Source organism: Prolixibacteraceae bacterium (genome assembly GCA_019856515.1).
GTDB classification, from domain to species: domain Bacteria; phylum Bacteroidota; class Bacteroidia; order Bacteroidales; family Prolixibacteraceae; genus Halosquirtibacter; species Halosquirtibacter xylanolyticus.
In genome coordinates this window covers 200,212-219,314 of record CP082230.1, presented here as the reverse complement: position 1 = coordinate 219,314, position 19,103 = coordinate 200,212, and the positions used below count along the sequence as shown (strand labels likewise).

General features: G+C 34.7%; 13 protein-coding genes. 5 read left to right on the top strand and 8 right to left on the bottom strand.

Annotated elements, in window-relative coordinates; all coding sequences use genetic code 11:
- Window positions 1–204: 204 nt before the first annotated feature.
- Window positions 205–1,455, top strand: a complete 1,251-nt coding sequence (locus tag K5X82_00710; protein QZT37429.1) for a permease — start codon at window positions 205–207, stop codon at window positions 1,453–1,455.
- Between the two features lie 418 nt (window positions 1,456–1,873).
- A complete protein-coding gene (locus K5X82_00705; GenBank protein QZT37428.1) occupies window positions 1,874–2,359 on the top strand; it encodes a hypothetical protein in 486 nt (161 codons plus the stop codon).
- 225 nt (window positions 2,360–2,584) lie between these two features.
- Here K5X82_00705 and K5X82_00700 read toward each other — a convergent pair whose 3' ends face one another.
- The 6 genes from K5X82_00700 to K5X82_00675 form a co-directional block, all read right to left on the bottom strand.
- On the bottom strand, window positions 2,585–4,114 hold the full coding sequence (locus K5X82_00700; GenBank protein ID QZT37427.1) for a SusD/RagB family nutrient-binding outer membrane lipoprotein: 1,530 nt from the start codon (window positions 4,112–4,114) through the stop codon (window positions 2,585–2,587).
- A gap of 12 nt (window positions 4,115–4,126) precedes the next feature.
- Window positions 4,127–5,443, bottom strand: a complete 1,317-nt coding sequence (locus tag K5X82_00695) for a TonB-dependent receptor (GenBank protein QZT39064.1) — start codon at window positions 5,441–5,443, stop codon at window positions 4,127–4,129.
- A gap of 102 nt (window positions 5,444–5,545) precedes the next feature.
- Window positions 5,546–7,381 carry a SusC/RagA family TonB-linked outer membrane protein gene (locus K5X82_00690; GenBank protein QZT37426.1) on the bottom strand — a complete coding sequence of 612 codons (1,836 nt, stop codon included), beginning with the start codon at window positions 7,379–7,381 and terminating at the stop codon, window positions 5,546–5,548.
- 752 nt (window positions 7,382–8,133) lie between these two features.
- Window positions 8,134–9,681, bottom strand: a complete 1,548-nt coding sequence (locus K5X82_00685) for a hypothetical protein (GenBank protein ID QZT37425.1) — start codon at window positions 9,679–9,681, stop codon at window positions 8,134–8,136.
- Between the two features lie 559 nt (window positions 9,682–10,240).
- The gene (locus K5X82_00680) at window positions 10,241–10,534 is read right to left on the bottom strand and encodes a hypothetical protein (protein ID QZT37424.1); all 294 of its coding nucleotides are present in this window, start codon (window positions 10,532–10,534) and stop codon (window positions 10,241–10,243) included.
- 487 nt (window positions 10,535–11,021) lie between these two features.
- The gene (locus tag K5X82_00675) at window positions 11,022–12,881 is read right to left on the bottom strand and encodes an alpha-amylase family protein (protein ID QZT37423.1); all 1,860 of its coding nucleotides are present in this window, start codon (window positions 12,879–12,881) and stop codon (window positions 11,022–11,024) included.
- A 178-nt stretch (window positions 12,882–13,059) separates the two neighbouring features.
- Between K5X82_00675 and K5X82_00670 the strand changes: the two genes are divergently transcribed.
- Both K5X82_00670 and trxA read left to right on the top strand, forming a co-directional pair.
- Window positions 13,060–13,827 carry an MBL fold metallo-hydrolase gene (locus K5X82_00670; GenBank protein QZT37422.1) on the top strand — a complete coding sequence of 256 codons (768 nt, stop codon included), beginning with the start codon at window positions 13,060–13,062 and terminating at the stop codon, window positions 13,825–13,827.
- Between the two features lie 134 nt (window positions 13,828–13,961).
- Entirely contained in the window at window positions 13,962–14,324 is a 363-nt protein-coding gene (gene trxA / locus K5X82_00665; protein ID QZT37421.1) for a thioredoxin, read from the top strand.
- 122 nt (window positions 14,325–14,446) lie between these two features.
- Here the strand turns inward: trxA and gshAB are convergent, their stop codons facing one another.
- Window positions 14,447–16,723: a bifunctional glutamate--cysteine ligase GshA/glutathione synthetase GshB gene (gene gshAB / locus K5X82_00660; protein ID QZT37420.1), complete on the bottom strand. Its 2,277-nt coding sequence runs from the start codon at window positions 16,721–16,723 to the stop codon at window positions 14,447–14,449.
- Window positions 16,695–18,047: an MATE family efflux transporter gene (locus K5X82_00655; GenBank protein QZT37419.1), complete on the bottom strand. Its 1,353-nt coding sequence runs from the start codon at window positions 18,045–18,047 to the stop codon at window positions 16,695–16,697. The genes gshAB and K5X82_00655 overlap by 29 nt, the downstream gene beginning before the upstream one ends.
- A gap of 247 nt (window positions 18,048–18,294) precedes the next feature.
- On the opposite strand from K5X82_00655, the gene K5X82_00650 reads away from it, so the two are divergent.
- Entirely contained in the window at window positions 18,295–19,032 is a 738-nt protein-coding gene (locus K5X82_00650) for a hypothetical protein (protein QZT37418.1), read from the top strand.
- Window positions 19,033–19,103 lie beyond the last annotated feature (71 nt).

Here is a 19,103-nt window from a genome sequence, read left to right as displayed (position 1 = left end):
ATATCGCACAAAGATAATAGGAAAACGATTCATTCTTCAATAAGCACTACAAATCCGAAACTATCATAACATCAAATTAAACTATCCGTACCTTTGTGTATTCTAAATAAGACCTAAATAATCAACTTTCTTTGTGTTATTGTCTATCTAGAATACTTTTACATTAGAAATCACAAATTTTAATGATGCACTAAAGAGAATATCATGATCTCATTTATCCAAGAATTTTTCTTCGAATTCATACGCCTATTCAATGAAATGTCCATATATCTTATGGTTGGATTCTTCTTTGCAGGGCTATTACATAATTTCCTTAAAAAAGAGAGTATTGTTAAATATTTAGGCACCAACTCAAAGAAGTCTGTGTTTAATGCCGCTTTTCTTGGTGTTCCTCTTCCATTATGCTCATGTGGAGTAATTCCCACAGGACTTTCATTATATAAACATGGTGCGAGCAAAGGTGCCACGAATGCATTTCTTATCTCGACACCACAAACGGGTGTTGATTCTCTCCTTGCAACATACTCTCTTATGGGATTTCCATTTGCAATTTTCAGAGCCATTGCAGCTTTCATTACAGGTATTTTCGGAGGAGGGATCACCGATTCACTCACCAAAGAACAAAAGAAAGAAGAGATTCCTTGTCAAGAAACTAAACAGGAAGTTGATACGAATTTTAAAGATAAAGTTATTGGCACATTCAAGTTTGGATTTATCGAATTTCTTGCCGACATTTCTAAATGGTTGATCATTGGACTAGTTCTTGCGGCACTTATTAGCACCATTCTTCCGGACAACTTCTTTGGAACCTTGTCCTCAACTCCATTGCTCAACATGCTGTTGGTACTTCTAGCATCTATCCCTATTTATGTATGCGCAACAGGTTCCGTCCCTATTGCAGCAGTATTAATCATGAAAGGTCTAACACCAGGGGCTGCCTTTGTTTTTCTTATGGCTGGCCCTGCTACTAACATTGCGACACTAGTAGTATTATCTAAAACAATTGGTAAAAAAGCAACCATTATCTATCTTTTATCAATAGTCGTTGGAGCCATTAGTTTTGGTTTAATAATTGACTATCTTCTTCCTGCTGAGTGGTTCACTTTTGCAATGAACCATACAGGACACATCCATAAAGGAGTATCTTCACTGCAAATCATATCATCTATTGTATTTGCAATCCTTCTAATAAGAGTATACATACTTAAGTGTGTTCATTATTTCCAACAAAGGAAAAGAGCCCAAAAGAGCTATGGGGATCAATGTGAGTACACTATCAAAGGAATGGGGTGCAATAAATGCAAAATAAAAGTAGAGACGAATTTACAGCACATAAATGGAGTAGAATCAGTTCAAGTAGATCTTTCGACTGGAAAAACTGTTATTTTGGGAGAACACCTTTCACCCAAAGAAATTCAAGATAAAATAACATCTTTAGGCTACAAGATAGATTGAACGGATTCTCTCAATATCAATACACGATACTTGAACTGTATAAAGAATTCAACCAGCAAAACAGTCCACCAATTAAATCTACACTTAACTGAAATTAAATATAGAAAAAATATAAAGCACCTACAACTCCTTATTATTAGTAGAACCTAAAGTTGATTAAAAGCTGAGGCATGTTTAATAGAGATAAGATAGATGTTACTACAGTTTCAGAATAAAATTGCTTCAACAACCTAAATGGAGTAGTATATCCAAAGCATATATTTTAGGCATTAACGACAAAACACATAAGAGACAGAGAATGAAAAACCTAAATATATAATCCTTTGTTGCATAAAATAATGTATTTTAACAGCCGGTTCAAATACAAATATGGTTCTAAATAATAGAAGCAAAATACTGGATCAAAAAAGCAACGGATATGATAAAAAACTACATTCAAGTCAACCATGACATTAAGTTCAGATGCATCAAAGATACCCCCAATGATAATGAATGGTGCTGGAGGGCAAAAGTTCTTTTAAATAGTAGAAACATCGAAGTAGAGATTGATCAAGAGTTTCATAATAACACTGAGATTGATTGGAAACATGTTGAACAATTTATCGGATTTCTTCAATCCGATGCTCCTCTAACCAAGCTTTTAGAAGAAGGAAAGGCAAGACTTTTACAGCTAGGACTAAATCTCTACGAACACAAGGAAGAGGTCAAGCAATGGGAAATGTTATTCGATCAGACAATTTACTACAATGGGCAATCTAATAATAACAGTTCGAAAACATCCTATTCTCTAGTCTTTAATTTTATGAAAGATAAAAAGAATAATATTATTGGAGATAAATACGGAATGTATCTTGTCGAGGTTGAAGACCAAGAAATTATTGATGTACAAAGAATCGAATGTTAACTTCATAAACTAAATTCGTATAAAAGAGATGTCCAGTATAGCGATGGACATCTCTTTTTAGTTTTATCCTCAATCAAAAAAAATGGAGACCTATTATTTAAAAATAGGATTTTGTTTACTTACAGAAACCAACACGATATTATTTATCGCAATATTCTCTTCATCAACATCGAATAAGATGACACAGAACTGCCATCTATTCATGTCTGACTACAATGAACATGGTTACTTCTGCCACCACATAGAATCACCCAATGTTGCCGATTTATTATACTCATTAGGATTTAGGTTCTTCTCAACTTGTGGATAAGCAATTCGGCTTATAAATTCACCATTGAGCCCAGCTGATGGATCAGGAGAAGGAACAGGAATAAAATCAGGATAACCCGTTCTTCTGAACTCAGTCCAACCTTCAAAACCATCAGGAAATAGAGCAAGCCATTTCTGTGTACTGATCTTCTTCTGATCAATAGTCCCTCCTACTTCAGTAATATAATTAGAGATCTCTTGTGACGATGGTACTGGTCCAGAATAAGTATTACTCTCCTCTTCGCTCCATTGAAGCATACTGGCACGAATTCCTTGATCATAATTGGTCTTCACATCACCACCTAAACCCCATCGAAGACCAGCTTCTGCTTTTAAAAAACACACCTCAGCGTAAGAAAAGATAAACATTGGCAAAGCTTTACCTGCATCAACGGCTTGATAAGTTTGATTTTCTGCATCATAGTTATATTTCGATGCAATTGGACCAACATTTGAATAACCACCTAAATTATCTAATGGAATATTACTCACAGCCAAGCCATTCTGTACTCCTTTAAAATTTATCTCATCATATTCATCAACAACATTATTTCTTTTAGCAATTGGAGCCCAATACATCTTCAGTCGAGGATCAACAACTCCAAGTTTGTCTCCATTCATATAGACTTCCATGGTCTTACTCATACGGAACTCATTCCAATAGGCTATTTCATGAATTGGATTTGTTGCTTCACGGTTATTCGGATCACTTGGTAAAATAGCTGCATCTGAATTAGCACTCATTACACCAGAAGCAATAGCTTTGGTAGCCACATCTTGTGCAAACTCAGTATCGACATTCGACATATGAATAGCAATACGTAAAAGTAATGAGTTTGCAAAACGCTTCCACTTGTCTGTTGCACCTTGATAGATAACATCAGCCGATCCAAATCCACCAGCTTCTTGCGAACTATCTAACTTTGAAATTGCATCCTGCAACTCATTCACAAGATCACGATAAATTGACTCTTGTGAATCATATTTTGGTTTTGAAATTCCACGACTCGCTTCGCTATAAGGAATAGCCCCCCATGTATCAGTCCAACGTTGATATAAAAAAGCACGATAAATACGTGCAATTTGCACCCTATTAATATTTTCGTTTGGATTCTCTACAATTTGATTCAACACACGAAAATGCTCACTATAGAATTCATTCCAAACCCCTTCAATCCAACCATTGTTCATGGTGTAACGATCAGAAGGGAAATAGCTTGTTGTATTTGCCCAATATTGAGCATACTGATTTACATAAAGACTTTGCATCAACTGATAAATTCCCCAGTTCGAAAATCCACCTCGTTTCTCTACTGTAGTGAAGAGATATTTAGAGTCTAACTCTGTTACTTTTGTTGGGTCTGTGTTCAATGAATCGAAATCGGAAGTACAGCCCGATAAAATTATCAATGCTACACAGATCTTTAGTATATTATTTTTCATCATCTTATGTGCTTCTTAAAGGTTAAATCCTAGATTAAAACCAAAACTTCTTGTATATGGCTGGCTAAAAGCTTCAATTCCTTGAACTGAATCATAATTACTAGACGAACTATTAGGCACCCACCCATTAGTATTTTTATAAGCATACCATAGATTGCTACCATATACACCAACAACAACATTCGTCAAACTAAACTGATCATTTCCAATCGTTCCAACTTTATAGCTTAAAGAAAGATTGCTTAATGAAATATACGAAGCATCATAAAGGAAAGGCTCAACAGCACCATTCTCGCCACCAACAGCTTGCCAATATTCTTGTGCAGTTACTTCCTTGGTATTCGGTTTACCTGTTTTTGCATTTACACCAGATATAATCATACCACCTTCACGGTTGTCTGTAGTAAATGAAGCATTACCATTTCCTGCAAGAACCGAATTAGTCCAAGAGTAGACATCTCCACCAAAACTCATATTAAACATGAAGTCTAATGTCCATTTTTTATACTTGAATGTATTACCCCATCCTAATAATACATCAGGCTGATTATTTCCAAGATTTACATAATCTGAAGTTAGTAACGGAAGGCCATCATCTCCAACAAGGACATTTCCATCATTATCTCGCTGAAAACCTCGACCATAAATATCTCCATAACCACCTCCTGCAGTAATGCGAATATTTGCAGGAATAATATTGGAGTTAGACATTACTGAATAATAAGGAAGATCATCAGTTAACGAAACGACGTAATTTGTATTCTTACTAAAATTAATATTACTTGTCCAATTTAGCCCTTCCTTATTCTTTAAAACATCACCTGTAATAGTTAATTCATGACCATAATTCTGAATTTCACCAGCATTAACGACTCGTTGTTTGTATCCTGAAGATGGAACGTCATCAATTACTAATATCTGATCCTTAGTACTGTTATTATAGTAAGTATAATCCAATGAAAGGCGACCATTAAAAAGCTTAAACTCTGCTCCGAATTCATATGATGTAGTTTGTTCAGGTTTCAAATCCTCAGCAGGCTTAATCGGATCAACACGTCCAAATTGATTACCATCTACCCCAGGTTCAAGCTTATAAGTATAATTAGTTAGATAAGTAGGTGCATCATTACCAACAATTGCAAAAGATCCTCGTAGCTTACCATAACTCATCCAACTTGGTAATTCAACACCACTTCTTTTTAACATATCACTCCAGACCCAACCCAAGGAAACAGATGGATAAAAGTAAGAACGATTACTCGCAGGAAGTGTTGAAGACCAGTCATTACGAGCAGTTACATCAAGGTAAGTACTCGCAATGATGTGTTTTATGCTATTTCTATATGATTAATTTAAGGTAAAACACTTATTTACAGATATTTAAATATTCTAAATAATCAGAATTAATAACATAAACTAAATAGGTTGATGTACTTATAAAAAGTGTCCATATGATATCTGACCGAAAGCATATAGAGAATTAATCTTCTTCTCTTCATGATTCCAAAGAGTGATTGGACTCGGCGTATTCGTGATAGAAAACCAACCAGGAACTGTAAGTTGCTCTGCTTTTACTTCCGTATTATCAAAGTAGTGATAATACATATTTCCACCAGCTGAAAATGACGCAGACCAGTTCTCATTAAAATCTTTTTGTGCTGTCAATAAGAAGTCATTATTGATATCAAAAGATTTTGCATTAGCTTCAGCATAGCGTCCTTGTTGGAAAGTAGGGTTTGCATACTTTGAATCAGATGTAAAACGACTGTAATAGTCTACGCCACTACGAACAAATAGAGATAACCAATCATTCAACTGATAAGATAACTTAGCCATTGCAAGTGTACGGGTTTTTCTCGCTTCTGACATAGTATTCTCTGTTAACCAATAAGGATTTAAGAAAATAGTATTCTCATTAAAGTAATGATATGCATGATCATCAGTCACATAACCTTTCATAATACTGTTTGGCATCGAAGTTGGTGTATACACCAACCCTTTCACTGGATTAGCAGCAGAGCTTCCGAAATCACGCTTGTTCTGATCATCATTATGAATAAGATTAATTTTTGTATCAAGATCAAACTTTTCACTTAAATTAAACGTAGTTCGTAGACTCATATTATACTTTTCCAATGAAGTGTTTGGAGAAACGCTGTTCATATCAGTATAAGTAACACCGAGTGTACTTTGAACCTTGTCAGTTCCTCCAGAAACGTTTACGCTATTAACAAACTCATGACCTGTTTCATAAAAATCACTATAACGATTTGCACTTTGATTGGCATTATATTTTGTTCCATCAGGAAGAACTAATTCTTGTCCTGTATTTTTAGGCCCCCATGAGCTATATAGGTTACTATTGTTCCCAGTTGTTGTTGTAAATTGTCCATTATTTCCTTGGACATAATCATACTGTAAACGCTCATCATTCTCTTTTGCTACAGTATTAAAAGTAAATTTCCCACTATAACTAACATTTATCTTCCCTTTAGCCCCTTTTTTTGTTGTTATCAAAATAACCCCATTGGCGGCTCTAGATCCATACAAAGCAGCTGCTGTTGGACCTTTTAATACAGACATACTTTCAATATTGTCTGGATTTATATCGGCAGCAGTATTACCATAATCTTTACCTCCCCATAAGTCATCACCACCTAAGCTACGGTTATCCAGTGGGATACCATCCACAACATATAGGGGTTGATTATTTCCTGCAATCGATGAGCTACCACGAATAGTGATACGAATAGATCCCCCTTCACCTGAAGCAGAGTTGTTCACCTGAACTCCTGACACCTTTCCGGAGAGTGAACTAAGAGGGTTCGAATCCCCCTTATTAATATCATTTGCATTAAGGTCTTGAACAGAATATCCTAAAGATTTTTTCTCTTTTTTTATACCTAAAGCAGTAACTACTACTTCATCTACATTTTGCACATCACTCATTAAAGTAATAGAGTAAGGCATCTCATTATCAACAACAATCTCTTTTGAAGTCATTCCGACATAAGAAATAAGAAGGGTTGCTCCTTTTTCAATATTGATTTTAAATCGACCATCAAAATCTGTTATCGTTCCTATCGTTGTTCCCTTTACGACCACAGATGCGCCCGGAATTGATAGTTGATCCTCTCCTAAAACCTGACCTTCTACAAATAGCTTTGTTTGGGCCTGCGTAAAGATGCTCAGCCCCATAAATAGCAACCATAACATCCCTTTTTGTCCTATTCTCCGATATTTCGAAAAAAGTATAATACAAGAATTCATAAACTGTGTGATTTAATAGTTTTACAACTTTATTAACCATTTTCAACATTGTGGTTTTTAACACCATAACATGTTATTGAATCAATCAATGGTCAAAGTTACGTTCAGATGTATGTGACTATTTAGAATCGACTAGTCTATAAAACAGACCAAATTATTTGCCATTATACAATATCTTATCTTAAAACTCGTTAGACACTATTGTTAAAAAAACACAAGGTCACAAACTACTACTAATAAGGACACTACAGAAATGTTAAATACTTACCCATGGTTTATATCTTATCACATTAGCACAGCTGCAATCGATTTAAATCATTAAACTATGTCAATATACTTGACATAAACAAATAACAAATCTTCTCAAAAAAAGAACTTTTTCATCCTATGACATTTTTATTTACGAACAGCTATTTGTTTTACATCTTTAAATAGTATTTTACCCAACGGAAATTACGCCTTAAGCTCAATGCATATTAGAATCAATTATAAAGATGCAGTAATTGACAATAGTTTCTCACGACACCCATCAACGCAAACAGCTCTATTTCAGAGGATTTTTATTGTCAACATCCAACTTTAATATAGTCAAAGCATATTCATCATATCTCCAGCATTATTACCTTTCTTGTGTTGTTGTTTATTTTTAGAGGATTAATCTCTCATCAGAGGAAGATCATCCTCTGATGAGAGATTAAACTTCATAATGTGGTATGAAGGGAAGAAATATATTATCACAGCTCTTTCTATGATTATTCATCACTCTTTATCGAGATAAAAGTGTGATAAATCCCTAGGATATAATTAAAGTACAATTTATTTTGATATAATCTCATCATAAAAGCTTCATACTCCTTTTCTCCTAGTCCTTTGTATAACTGTTGATGATAAGTAAGATTTAAACGCTGAATTTTCTCATTTGCATTATCTTCTATAGTCAAGTTTTGAATCTTAGTTCGAAAAGAAATATATTGTTCTTTCACTTGATCTAACAGTACTTTAGAACAAGTTGTAGTACCATTAAGAATATTACAATAGATAAATGATTTTTCTTGGATCGCATCATGGTCGTTGTGAATGTATAAACATTTATCCTTAAATTCACCTTCCATATATTGTTTAAGATAGCTCAATGTATCTACGACACCTATAAGGCTAAAACTATAGGTTTCAAAGTCTAACACTTTTAATTTAATAAATTCAAAGTGTACAGACTGATTGTTTCGGCAAGAATCAATATGCTGTTGCATTTGACTATACAGCTCAAGTCTTACATTATACCTTTTACGATCAAGGTGGATTCTTTTACCAAATTCTTTATTTAAACTATCTCCTAACAAAGATCTAATAGTATTATTATACTTCTTCAGTAGATTACTATAAGCATACGATTTCTGTTCTCGTAACATCATCTCACGTGCAATCTTACCTCGTTCTGTGCGATAGTAGAAACAAAAATATCTTATATTATCCGCAATTGTATCGTTAACACGACATGCTTCGATACACATATCTGCGTAAAGGTTTGTAGCCAGATGATTCTCGGATTCATTTAAATATCCATAATACCAATAGTTATTTTGCATCTGTTGTACCAATAAATTTTGCTTTTGTAATAACAAATCTAGATAACCATTGGGGATGATATTAGGAATAACATATTTATCTTCTTTATGTACAAACTTAATTTTCTTATTCTGCACGATGAAATCTTGATTATTGCCTGAAGGAATCATAAATACAGAAGCATTAAGTAGTGATTCTGATTTCATTTTAATCAACTTATCGTGTAAAGCAACCACTTGACGACTCCATCTATTATAATTATTCAACTCTTTACGCTGAAAATGACGTAAAACCATATAAAGGCTATCTCCCAAAATCCGTCGCTCCTGTTGCGCCTTTAAGTTCTTCGCATCTCCGAACTCATGAGAATTAGAACCTAATCCAACAGAAGTTGCATTTATGTTATAACAAACATCACAATAATCATTATTAGTTTGACGAATACGCTCAACAACATCCTTAATAAAACTTTCGTTATTCTCGAGAACAGACATATACGATCCAATATATTTATCTCTTGTCTGAAGGTGAAATGGTAAATAGCTATTATAATTTGATCGAAGTAGGAGTAATAGGCTATCGTATTTAAATTTAATCTGATCAAACTTCTTATTGCAAAAATTTGTGCTATTTTCTTCTTTCTTTTGGGTTTTCTTCTTGCGAATAGGACAACTCAGAGTCTCATTTGAAGATAATTTTAAATTACCAGCATCACACTCCTCTGAAGTTATCAATACAGCGATAACAGGTACTAAAACAACGGTTAAAAAAGTCTTTAAAGAAAATAATCGCCTAGGAACAGTATTTTTAATAATTCTCGAAATCCCCGTCCCATAGAATAAAAAGATGATAACACATACTCTTTTTATTATCCAACTTCTCCTTTATATAAAACACAACAAATGACACTCTTGTTTAAAGGGAGTAACTTTAATTCAAATTATTATGAGCTTACGAGACTTGCGATAAAACGTTGATTGAGATTATAGATTCCTAAATCGGGTAGATGGCTGGAAGATATTTAATCTTCCAGTACACCTCCCACACCACCGTACGTACGGGTCTCGTATACGGCGACTCCCTAAATCACGACTTTACTTTCTGATAATAATCACTTAGCGTAATATAGCCTGCCTTCTCCAAATTCTTATTCGTTATAGTCGTTTGTAGAATTGGACTCTTTGAAATGAAATGCGCCAATACTTTTTCCTCGTATTAGCATATTCATACGCTTTGCTCTTCAAAAACTCCGATCAAATATGCCGCATGAAATAATGATAATTCGCCATCGGGTTAACACTTACCTTTTCGTAGTTCTGTTATTAAAACTTTTCGATGAAATCTGAGATAATCTTTTAAGGATTCCACCTGCATCTCATCAACTCCATGACTCCCTTTATTTCGATAAACCTGTAAATAAGCCTTATTTAGGTTATCTGATTCTAGGACTCGTTCTAATAAATTATCTGTTGTAATGGTCGTTTTCATAATGGCTTCAGTTATCCCATTGAAAGTGTGCGCTCTTGAGTTATTATCGAGTTCCGCTCTACCTTCACTCAAGTAGCTATCTTCCGATATTTTCTGCATTGATCCCTTCATTAGGTAACAGTCTGTATTATGAACAATTTAAGATTCAGTCCTTCCTGTAAAGTGGATACAGTACTATGACCTCGGCTGACTTCTCACAGTTAACTTTTTGTGAATGGACAGGAAAAAAAATACACTGTATCCATCTGTGAGACCTCCCATGGTAAGGAAATTAACTTTCACTCCATCTATCCGCCACATCTACGGTATAAACTCCGTGTAGAATTCGGACTTCACTTTGTTTGGCAAGCTTATCCAGTTATATACCGCCTAATGAGATTCGTATACCTCGGATCAGAGTTTTGCATACGGCTTCCTTCAGGTTATACCTCACGATAAGCACCCTTGCCTTCTGCTAGGTGGTTGGCTCTACAAACCTCCACTACGGACTTGCACCGATTAGTTAATTTACATGCATGGCACACCAAAAAAAACGTACTTCTATAAAAAGAAGTACGTTCGACCTAACTATTAAAACAACTAATAACTACTCCACTGACAGGATTAAACCATCGAGGGCAGGTATATCTACAATGAAAAATGCATCTTGTGATTCCACTGTAATCGTGGATGTAATTTCATGTCCTAAATGATCTTTTAGAACCACTTGATGATCTTCTATTTCCCAATTTTTCACTATAGATAATGGGATATGGATTTTAACATTTAACAACTCCTTCTCAGAAAAGTTTGAAAGGATGAGGAGATTCTCTTCATTAGACCAACGAGCATGTATAAATAACGACTTCACATAAGGGTTCCCCATCGCATCATTAAAACGTGTAAGGTCCTCATATTGCCCCATTAAAGCGGTACTATTTATCGTAAAGTTTAATAACTTATTATAGAAATTTCTTAATGATTTCTCTTCAAGGGAAAGTTGACCGCCATCAAATTTTCCATTATTCATCCACCTTTGATGATGTGGAACTCCTATATAATCAAAGATTGAAGTTCTTGAATGATTTCCGAATCCAGCATTTTCGTTGCCAGGTTCACCAACCTCTTGTCCAAAATAGATCATTGTTGGTGATGTTCCTAAAGTAGCAGAAACAATCATTGCAGGAACTCCTTTCTTAGCATTGCCCGCAAATTCAGGGGAAGCAATACGCTGTTCATCATGATTCTCTAAAAAATGCAACATATGGTGTTCTATATCTGACGTTGCTTCCACAACACTAGTAATATTACGAACATCTCCGTGACCTTGCATTATATGCTTTAGAGTATCGTACAAAGCAACCTTATCATATAGGTAGTCCATTTTTCCTTTATTGATGTAATCTCGATAGAGTTTTGGTTGATAAACTTCAGCCATCAAAAACGCATTTGGATTCTTCATTTTAATTGATGAATTCATAAAACTCCAGAACTCTACGGGTACCATTTCTGCCATATCATATCGAAATCCATCAACACCTCTATCTAACCAAAACAGAGCAATATCACGAAATTTAATCCATGAACTCGGCACTTTTTTATCTTTCCAATAAGCATAGTGATTTTTGTAATCTAAAGTATCTGCTCCATCAGGTAACTTCAGAAAATGGCTCTTTCCTGATGGATCTATGCCATAATTAATCTTAACTGTTTCATACCAATCATAAAAATGGGGTTTCGCACTTCTTGATCCATTTCCAGTCCATTTGGCAGGATGCTCATCAAATTTCCCATCCAGCATTTCTGCCTTATCTCCACCTAGTGGCATATATCCGTTTAATGGATCAGGAACCTCAAAATGGCTTTGGGGAATATAATAGAAATTATTATCCACGTCAAATACAATTGTAGTATCATCCTCTGCTCCAAAATCGAGCTCAGGTTTTGTTATACTATGATAAGAACGAGCAACATGATTCGGAACGATATCAATAATTACTTTCATATTATGCTTATGTGTACGATTAATTAATGCTTGAAATTCATCGAGCCGTTTTGACGGATCGACTGCCATATCAGGGTCTACATTATAATAATCTTTCACAGCATATGGAGATCCAGCACGACCTTTGACCACATCAGGGTCATCCATAGAGATACCATACTTTGTATAATCTCCAACCAATGCATGATGAGGAACCCCCGTATACCATATATGTGTAACCCCTAAATCATTTAATTCAGACAGAGCTTTATCGCTAAAATCATTATACTTACCTACGCCATTTTCTTCCTTAGTTCCCCAAGGTTTATTCGTAGTATTAGTATTACCAAACAATCGAGTAAATACTTGATAAACGACAACTTTCTTTGGAACTTCTTCTTTTATCTTCGTTACATGAGGCTGGCAGTTTAAGAACACCAATCCTAAGAGAAATAATATCGATAAGTTTTTTGGATTCATCATTTATTCTTTATTTTAAACTACAATTCTTGATTAAACTTTGAGCAATCTATAAACATATATACAAAACAGCAATAGTTCATATAACCTTTCATTATGCACACGTTTCCACAAACGTTTGCAGGCTGCATGTTATATAACACATACTAAAATTATATCATCTACTCACAAATATTCAGAAATGAAAATCACCATTTTAATTGACAACACCCCTCATCCAGGGTGGATATCAGAGCATGGGTTATCACTCTACATCGAAACAGAAGAGATACAAATTTTGTTCGATATGGGAGCGACTGATGGATTCCTTCATAATGCTAAAAAAGCAGGAATCACATTAACAAACACTACTCGAGTTCTTAGTCATGGGCATTGGGATCATGGTAACGGACTAATATACCTACAAGAAGGAAAATTGATTGCTCACCCGTCTATATTCACACAAAGGTTTAGAGATAAAGATAATTCATATTTAGGACTAAACATGAATAAGGCAGATCTATCAAAACGGTTTGATTTACATCTTACCAAATTGCCACTATGGCTTACTGATCAAATTGTTTTTCTTGGCGAAATACCAAGAAAACGCAAAGGAAAAACGAACTTCCACCTAGAAGACTTTTCGCCTGATAATATTTTTGACGATTCAGCGATTGCGATAAAAGAGAATAATGGTATTCATATCATAACAGGATGTAATCATGCAGGAATATTTAATCTAATACACCATGCAATGAATGTAACAGAATCTCAAAACATAATAAGTATATCAGGAGGGTTACACCTAAAAGAGATCAATGACGAGCTTTTAGAGTATATCGATTTGCTGAAGAAGTATCAGAATCTTACCCTTGTCCCTTTACACTGTACTTCCCCCATTGTAGTTAATAAGCTAATGGAATCACTTCATGTAATTACACCCAAAATTGGAGAGACTTTTCACCTCTAGTCTGCTTATTTATAAAGATTACGGGATTGTATCATTATTCAGTCAGAGAAGAGATTTAAACGACACTGCGAATAACTGAACATATCCATCAAATAGTTGTTTTAAACAACAAAAGAACTATAACAACAATGCTTATGGGAGCTAAAACGATACTACTAGATAAAGAGACCTTCATCGAAAGAGTGATGGATTTCACCAAAGATTTAGAATGGAATTATAAAGGAGATAAGCCATGTATTATTGATTTTTATGCAGATTGGTGTGGTCCGTGTAAAGCAATTGCTCCTATACTCGAGGAACTTGCAGCTACTTATCATGAGGATATATACATTTTTAAAGTCGACACAGAGAAAGAGATGGAAATTAGTGCATTATTCGGGATACAAAGTATTCCTTCTCTTCTATTTATCCCATTAGATTCAAAACCTCAGATGGTACAAGGGGCACTACCAAAGAATGTACTTGAAGATCATATAAATTCTATTTTGTTAGATTAATTTACAAAAAAGGACCTCCGATATTATTATTGAAAGTCCTTTTTAATGTAATAAATACCGCATCAAATAGAATACTGAGTCAATATCTCAACACAAAAAGAAAAAGTTCATAACTCCTACCATCAAAAGCCAAGACTCGTCAATATCTTTTCGTTTAATTTACGGTTTTTCCCTTTATATGGAAAACAATGAATATGAATGGCAGGATTAAAATTCATTTCAATGATACCGTAATTGTTATCTGAAGCAACATCCTTTATATCTTGTATCATCATATCCAACCCCGTGATTTCAACACAGATAACTTGCGCCGCATCTTCAGCAATTGCATAATAAGAAGGATGAATATCATCAGTGTAATCAATACTATCGCCACCAGTACTTATATTCGAATTCTCTCTAAGGTATACAACTTCACCATCCTTCGGAATATCGAGAGGTGTATGTCCAGTCTGTTTTAAAAAGAAAATTTCTTCTGCTCCTAAATGTAATTTTTCTAAAGGAGTACGATAACCTTTACCTCTTAATGGATCGAGGTTTTTTAGTTCAACAAGTTGTTTTATTGTATGAGAACCATCTCCTAACACATTAGCTGGAACCCTCTTTAATACAGCAACAACTTTCTTATCTATTAAGAATATACGATACTCTTCCCCTTCAATAAAATGTTCAACTAAAACACTTTTATCATATCTAAAAGCCAAATCTAGTGCTTCAGCATAATCACTTTCTGAAAATGACGGATGCAATATCGTGATCCCTAATCCGAAGTTTGTTGACTGAGGTTTTACAACCAATTTATGAGACCTGTATACAACATATTGACTTTTAGCTTTAGCCAAACTATCATATGTATTTCCAGATGGCACATGAATACCAGCACGATTCAGAACCTTCTTCGTTACTGTTTTATTCTCCATCATCAACACGACGCTATATGGATCTAAAGAGGTTTTAGTCGCTTGAACAACATACTCTTCTTTTGTCGCATTAAAAAGTCGAATAAAATTTTCTTGGCGATCCATTATCTCATAATGAACACCTCGATGTAAAGCTGCTCGAAGAAGAAGTTGGGTAGATAGCTCCATATCTTCCAAACCATGAAATTGATATCCTTGCATCTGTGCTTGAAGTTTGAACTTCTTGGCTTGTTTCATATGAAATGCGACAAACCCTTCTCTCTGAATATTTTCTACCAAACGAACTGCAACTCTATTATCGGGCACAATAGATAAAGACTCAACCTTTGCTAATGAATCGACATAACAGTCGGGAAGTTTCAATCCAATCTTCTCAAAATCATCAACCATCTGTCTGATAAATGACCTGACGACATCTTTGATCTTTACTTCTGAATCATTTGGAAGTACTCCATCAGATTGTAGACCATTGCAACAAATCCAATCTTGAAAATCTTGTATCTGTTTTTGCTTATCCACATCAAGTACATCTCTCTCTTCAATAAGAAGCATATGTAATAGAAAAAGATGAACAAAACGTAAGGTATCAATATTAATTCCAGTCTGCTCAAATGGGTCAATGTCTAATAACCGAACTTCAACATGGCTGATATCATCATTTATTGTCTTTATTCTTATTGGAAGATAAAGCTCCTGAGGGCCAATAAGTCGACCTGCCTTAACATGTTTATCAATAGACTTTTTAAATCTATCCCATGTTGAATAATCTAGTTCTATCAACTCATGATTTCGATAACCTAAACGTCCTGATCGAATACTAACCCCTTCTAAACAGACCGGATGGATTTTCTTTTCATCAAAACCATCAATCTTTTTAACCTTTAAGGAACCATCTGCAATAGGACTTGCACCAAATAACCATATTAAAATCCAACGATAACGAATAAAATTACGCATCATCTTCATATAAACAATAGGCTTCAAGTCACTCCGCTCCTGACTCTGATCAAGAGTCCAAATTTCATCAGACAAAGACACATTAAAATGTATTCCAGAGAAGGTTTGCACTTCTGGACCGTAGGTATCTAGAAGATATTCTCTATAATCTTGCTTACCTGAATGATCTCCCGTAAACTTAGCGATTGGAATCATATGAGAGTCTGGAAGCAAACATGGTAGACTCTGAGGCCATAAATATTCATCATCAATATTATCAAAGACAATATCTTGTGCTGTTTCAATAAATCCTAATGCTTCTTTTATTGTAGACATTGGAGGTGAAATCAGCTCAATCTGACTTTCTGAAAAATCCGTTGTAATAAAAGCGTGAGTTGACTTATCACCTAAAGATTTGGGGTGGGGAAATAAAGATAATAATCCTTTTTCATCCACTCTCAGAGCCTCTTTTTCAAGCCCAAACAACCCATCTAACAACAAGCCAGGAGCTTGTTTATTTATATTCTTTAACCACTGTTCCATTATAACCTTTTCTTTTATGAAACACTATCAATACCATAACTGTTAGAACAATTCCTTTTAGGATACTTGTTGCAGAAATACTCCACCATATCCCCGTTAATCCAAGCGAAGTCGAGAACGCTAAAAAATAAGCGATAGGAATACGAATAGAAGTTAACAAGATACTATTAATTGGAGGAAGGACCGTCATTCCTAAACCATTTAATGTTCCCATTCCGATCATCTCAGAGGTCATAAATACCTGTGAAACTCCTATTATTCTGAGATACCATGCCCCTCCTTTTATGATTTCAGGACTATCAACAAAAAGTCGAATAAGATATTCAGGGATTAACAAAAAAGTTAGAGTTAATATAACTCCTGCACTTCCCGATAACAATAATGCCTGCCGATAAGTTTGTTTAATTTCATTATACTTTCCAGCACCATACAGTTGTCCAACAATAATTGTTGATGCTTGTGAGATCCCTGCGACTAATGTAAATGTGATCGATTCTATCTGAATTCCTATTTTTTGTATCGCAATTGCATCTGTTCCAAATGTAGCGATAAACTTCCCCATCACGATATATATCAAACCAAAAATGATTCTCTGTACAGATGTAGGAAAACCTAAGCGAACAATCTCACGAAGACATCTGATTCCATCATTATTAATAGACACTCGAATATAAGATTTACGATAGACTTCTATAGCCAGAAAGTATAAGGTGACCGCTTTAGATATTAGTGTCGCGATGATTGCCCCTTGTACTCCTAAATCCAATAGAAAAATCAATATTGGATCTAATACGATATTAAGTATAAAACCTATCGAATTTATCTTAAATGCTCTTTTAGTCTGCTTATAACTGTTAAGTATGCTGATAAATAACAGGTTTAAGAAAGTGATTATTGCCCCCCAAGAACCTAAGAAAAGATAGTTACTTGAAGCTTCATTTACCCATTGATTATCCATCTGAAAAAGAGATATCCAATAGTCTGTATTGCTTCCCATTAATACGGAAAACAATAAAGCTAAGAACACCATTCCAAGTAGGCCACTTTTAGCAATGACCTTAGATTCCAACTCTTTCTTTGCTCCTATGGATTGGGATAACTTCACATTTACCCCTACAGTAATAATAGAGGCTAATGCCCATCCAAGGTTCAGAAAGAATCCAGCAGTCCCAACAGCTGCGACAGCATCTCCTCCCAACTTACCGACCCAAATCATATCGATAAAATTATAGGTAAGTTGTAGCAATTGAGACCCAACCATTGGTATTGCCAACGTCATAAGTGAACGAAGACCTTGTGAATATTTTTGTTGTTTTAGAATCATCTACGTCTTGAAAATTTCAACATGTTTCGCAAATATACGAACATAGATCCTTTAGCTTATTAAAGAGTGTTATTCTTATAGAAAATTAAGAATTCTATATCACAGTAACATGAACCAACCTTTTTACTAATAAACAACTTAAGTCCCCAAATGGGTTTGACAACAGATAGAAAGAGTGTGAAATAATATAAAAAAGTTACATTTGCGTCTTTAAGACAAAGAAATACTGGACTTAAATAATTTCACAATGAATGTAATATATCAAAGCCAACATCAGGTACACTCTTTCCAAGTAGATTTTCGTAAACAAATGCGCCCATCCTCAATGGTGAGAATCTTTCAAGAAGCAGCAACAGTTCATGCAGAACAATTAGGAATAGGTTATGACGCGCTTATAGAGAAAGGACTTTTTTGGGTACTCTCGAAGATTGAGATGAATATAATCGAACCTTTATATTGGGAAGATGAGTTTGTTATCGAAACATGGACTGTTGAATCCGAAGGACTGCTTTTTCGTAGAGATTTCCAGTTTAAAAAGGAAGATCGCGTAATCTGCAAAGGCAGTTCAGGATGGTTAATTGTGAATGAACAAAAAAGAAGACCTGTACGTCCATCAACAATAAAAACGGATTTACTTCCTTTTCAAAACGAAGGGACAGAGCTATATTTTGAAAATAAGATTAAAGTAGAAGACGATCAAGTCAAAGGGCATATTAGAATTGGTTATAGTGATATTGATATGCACCAACATGCCAATAACACTCGTTATTTTGATTGGCTACTACAATGTATACCTCAGGAGACACTTAAAAATAACCAGATCAAATCCATAACAATTGAATATATAAAAGAAGCAAGTTGGGGCGAAATCTTAGATGTAAAAGCAACCCAAACTGTAACAGATGAGACTTCTTCTATAAACGTAGAGACGGTTCATCCTAACGATGGTAAAATATGTTTTAGGGGCAGGTGTATTCTTGCATAAAAGAGTATATACTTCTAATAATTGTCAGTTATTTCATCCCCCCAATCACGAAATGTGATTGAGGGAGATCT

What these genes read in the sequence shown, in the direction of transcription:
- K5X82_00700 (QZT37427.1), bottom strand. Translation starts at nt 4,114, where the DNA reads ATGATGAAAAATAATATACTAAAGATCTGTGTAGCATTGATAATTTTA.
- gshAB (QZT37420.1), bottom strand. Translation starts at nt 16,723, where the DNA reads ATGGAACAGTGGTTAAAGAATATAAATAAACAAGCTCCTGGCTTGTTG.
- trxA (QZT37421.1), top strand. Translation starts at nt 13,962, where the DNA reads ATGGGAGCTAAAACGATACTACTAGATAAAGAGACCTTCATCGAAAGA.
- K5X82_00675 (QZT37423.1), bottom strand. Translation starts at nt 12,881, where the DNA reads ATGATGAATCCAAAAAACTTATCGATATTATTTCTCTTAGGATTGGTG.
- K5X82_00710 (QZT37429.1), top strand. Translation starts at nt 205, where the DNA reads ATGATCTCATTTATCCAAGAATTTTTCTTCGAATTCATACGCCTATTC.
- K5X82_00670 (QZT37422.1), top strand. Translation starts at nt 13,060, where the DNA reads ATGAAAATCACCATTTTAATTGACAACACCCCTCATCCAGGGTGGATA.
- K5X82_00705 (QZT37428.1), top strand. Translation starts at nt 1,874, where the DNA reads ATGATAAAAAACTACATTCAAGTCAACCATGACATTAAGTTCAGATGC.
- K5X82_00650 (QZT37418.1), top strand. Translation starts at nt 18,295, where the DNA reads ATGAATGTAATATATCAAAGCCAACATCAGGTACACTCTTTCCAAGTA.
- K5X82_00690 (QZT37426.1), bottom strand. Translation starts at nt 7,381, where the DNA reads ATGAATTCTTGTATTATACTTTTTTCGAAATATCGGAGAATAGGACAA.
- K5X82_00680 (QZT37424.1), bottom strand. Translation starts at nt 10,534, where the DNA reads ATGCAGAAAATATCGGAAGATAGCTACTTGAGTGAAGGTAGAGCGGAA.
- K5X82_00655 (QZT37419.1), bottom strand. Translation starts at nt 18,047, where the DNA reads ATGATTCTAAAACAACAAAAATATTCACAAGGTCTTCGTTCACTTATG.